The 2,085-nt window shown below is 41.7% G+C and carries 5 protein-coding genes and 2 pseudogenes; 6 read left to right on the top strand and 1 reads right to left on the bottom strand.

The features are described from left to right. The 6 genes and pseudogenes from H6G97_RS50405 to H6G97_RS50380 form a co-directional block, all read left to right on the top strand. Nucleotides 1-275 (top strand): annotated as a pseudogene (locus H6G97_RS50405) (hypothetical protein); the annotation flags it as partial. A gap of 31 nt (nucleotides 276-306) precedes the next feature. Then, the gene (locus tag H6G97_RS50400) at nucleotides 307-501 is read left to right on the top strand and encodes a hypothetical protein (protein WP_190947691.1); all 195 of its coding nucleotides are present in this window, start codon (nucleotides 307-309) and stop codon (nucleotides 499-501) included. An 8-nt stretch (nucleotides 502-509) separates the two neighbouring features. Continuing rightward, nucleotides 510-710: a hypothetical protein gene (locus H6G97_RS50395; protein ID WP_190947690.1), complete on the top strand. Its 201-nt coding sequence runs from the start codon at nucleotides 510-512 to the stop codon at nucleotides 708-710. Further along, the gene (locus H6G97_RS50390; protein ID WP_190947689.1) at nucleotides 707-1,048 is read left to right on the top strand and encodes a hypothetical protein; all 342 of its coding nucleotides are present in this window, start codon (nucleotides 707-709) and stop codon (nucleotides 1,046-1,048) included. Before H6G97_RS50395 ends, H6G97_RS50390 begins: the two co-directional genes overlap by 4 nt. A 14-nt stretch (nucleotides 1,049-1,062) precedes the next feature. Next, a complete protein-coding gene (locus tag H6G97_RS50385; RefSeq protein ID WP_190947688.1) occupies nucleotides 1,063-1,278 on the top strand; it encodes a hypothetical protein in 216 nt (71 codons plus the stop codon). A 128-nt stretch (nucleotides 1,279-1,406) separates the two neighbouring features. Next, nucleotides 1,407-1,907 (top strand): hypothetical protein, encoded by a 501-nt coding sequence (locus tag H6G97_RS50380; RefSeq protein WP_190947687.1) that lies wholly within the window; start codon nucleotides 1,407-1,409, stop codon nucleotides 1,905-1,907. Here H6G97_RS50380 and H6G97_RS50375 read toward each other — a convergent pair. Then, a pseudogene (locus H6G97_RS50375) lies at nucleotides 1,904-2,085 on the bottom strand (IS4 family transposase); the annotation flags it as partial. The gene H6G97_RS50380 and the pseudogene H6G97_RS50375 overlap by 4 nt on opposite strands.

The following is a 2,085-nucleotide window of genomic DNA, read 5'->3' as shown; positions in this document are numbered from 1 at the left end:
AACGCTTTTTAGGAGACTTTTACGATTTTATTTCTGATTACGATGGCGGATGGATGATTAAGTTGTTCTATCTGATTAAAGTAAATGTTGCTCTCTGGTTTGGATGGGAGTCACAGCCCAACTACGACGATTGGCATTGGGGACTGGGGTATTTTGGAGAGGAATACCGACATGACTGGAATGCGCCAATAGGATCTTGTGATTGGCAGGAAATCTGTACTCCCGTCAGTTTTCTAAGATGGCAATACGGTATTGGCGAAAACTTAAATTACTAATCGATAACAGGCTAACTAACAAAAGATTCAAATGTCCAATCTTCCACCAATTAATTCATCTGTCAAAGTCATTAAAGCACTTACAGAAAAAGATCCAAGGTTAGGGCAAACAGGCACAGTAATTCAGTATTCAGGACACGGCATGGTTTGCGTTCATTTCCCAGATATGCCACCTGGTCAAGGAATTTTTTTCAATCCACATCATTTACAAATCATGGAGTCATAGTCAAGATTATGCCCAGAAAATCCACTCATCCCACTCCTACTGACAATTCCTCACTGTGCCTACAATATCTCAGCCGTTGTGGGGGTAGCGCTCGATTGTGTCATATCAACTTCAGTCTTAGTGTAATTCAAATGTTGGTCAATCAAAGAAAAGTAAAGATTAAGAATACTGGTGCAGGGTTTTTTATTGAATTGGAGAATTCCAAATGACTAACCACAAACAGGTTGTTTACCAATCTCGATTAGACCACAAGAGTAAATTGGTTCTTCGCCGCCGTACTAGGAGAAGATTCAACCCCAGGATTTTTATCGACCGCACCATAGAAACAACTGCAATTGTCTCTCTGCTCTTGACTGGGTTTTCAGGAGTAGGGGCAATGGCTTGCTGGGGGCTGGAGATTATCGAGACTAATAATTCCAACATAATCATCTCTAGGTGGCAGCAGCAGAAAAGTATTTGCTTGGGTGCAATGGTGGTCAGTTTTTCCGCATTCTTAGGGACTTCTTTAGTCGGAGCAAGCCTCAGTATTCAACGAGATAAATTTTAGGGGAAGGAACAACAATGGAAATCAAATTAACTACATCAGAGATTCGGGCTATCTTGCAAGGATGTCAATATACGTTGCGGCTTGTGGGAAGTAGTAAGGATTATCGCAGGCTTCAGTCGTCCGAGTATTTTTCTACATCGAATGATGTGGTTTTAAATGATGCGTTTAATATTTTGGGAGAAATAGTGGATGCAATTGATGAGGTTGAACAAGCCACTCAACAGTTTTAAACTATTTACACACATTTTCTGTTGCATACGAGCATTTAGGTTTAGTGGGTTAAGTTTAAGAGATGATTAGTTAGGGCTGAATAATGCCGTTATGCGCCAATACGGTTCTGTCAAAGGAGAGTTTTAATATGTTTTGGAGAAATTTTATCAGTATCTGCACTTTGAGTTGTGCCTTTTCCAATATTGCCTCCGCAAATTCGATTGGCAGTATTTATACAGATATTTCATCTAATCGTTGCAAAACCATTGAAGTTGATAAGGAAACAAGCAGTTCTGTGCGGAAATGTGCAGGAGTGGCGGATTATAGTCTGCTGGTTCAAGATGCAGATGCTCGAGAGTCCGTAACCGTGCTGACACCAGATGGGCAGCAGCATTCGCTCAAATATTCGCAGATTATCACTTCAGCTTTCTCTACCTTGGGGGAGAAAGCTGAATGGCGAGTAGAGAACAGAGGAGGAAAGGTGCTGCCCATCGCTTTAATCGTGCGGGTGTATGCCAATGAAAATCCCAATTTACCAAATCAAAAAACATCTTATCTGGCGGTAGCGAAGATCACACCAGAGAATATCTGTGTAACGAAGAAGATCAAAGGAATGGCACTAAGAAAAGCCGAAACACTTGCGGGTTAAGCAGTTTGCAATTGGTTTCGTAATTCGTGCCGAGGTTTCGTCATTAAAGGGTAAGCTTTCGGGCGACGTTTACGAACTCGTGGTTCACTTCTACCGGGGCGATCGCTGACAGGCTTGTGGGCAATAACTTTTAGTAAAGTACGATAAATTCGCTGACGTTTTGTTGAAGTTGCGGCTA

The organism is Nostoc flagelliforme FACHB-838, from assembly GCF_014698065.1.
Lineage (GTDB): Bacteria > Cyanobacteriota > Cyanobacteriia > Cyanobacteriales > Nostocaceae > Nostoc > Nostoc flagelliforme_B.
This window is presented reverse-complemented; position numbering and strand designations above follow the sequence as displayed.

Bases quoted from the DNA above. Each gene is read 5' to 3' on its own strand.
- H6G97_RS50400 (WP_190947691.1), top strand. From the start codon at position 307: ATGTCCAATCTTCCACCAATTAATTCATCTGTCAAAGTCATTAAAGCA.
- H6G97_RS50395 (WP_190947690.1), top strand. From the start codon at position 510: ATGCCCAGAAAATCCACTCATCCCACTCCTACTGACAATTCCTCACTG.
- H6G97_RS50390 (WP_190947689.1), top strand. From the start codon at position 707: ATGACTAACCACAAACAGGTTGTTTACCAATCTCGATTAGACCACAAG.
- H6G97_RS50385 (WP_190947688.1), top strand. From the start codon at position 1,063: ATGGAAATCAAATTAACTACATCAGAGATTCGGGCTATCTTGCAAGGA.
- H6G97_RS50380 (WP_190947687.1), top strand. From the start codon at position 1,407: ATGTTTTGGAGAAATTTTATCAGTATCTGCACTTTGAGTTGTGCCTTT.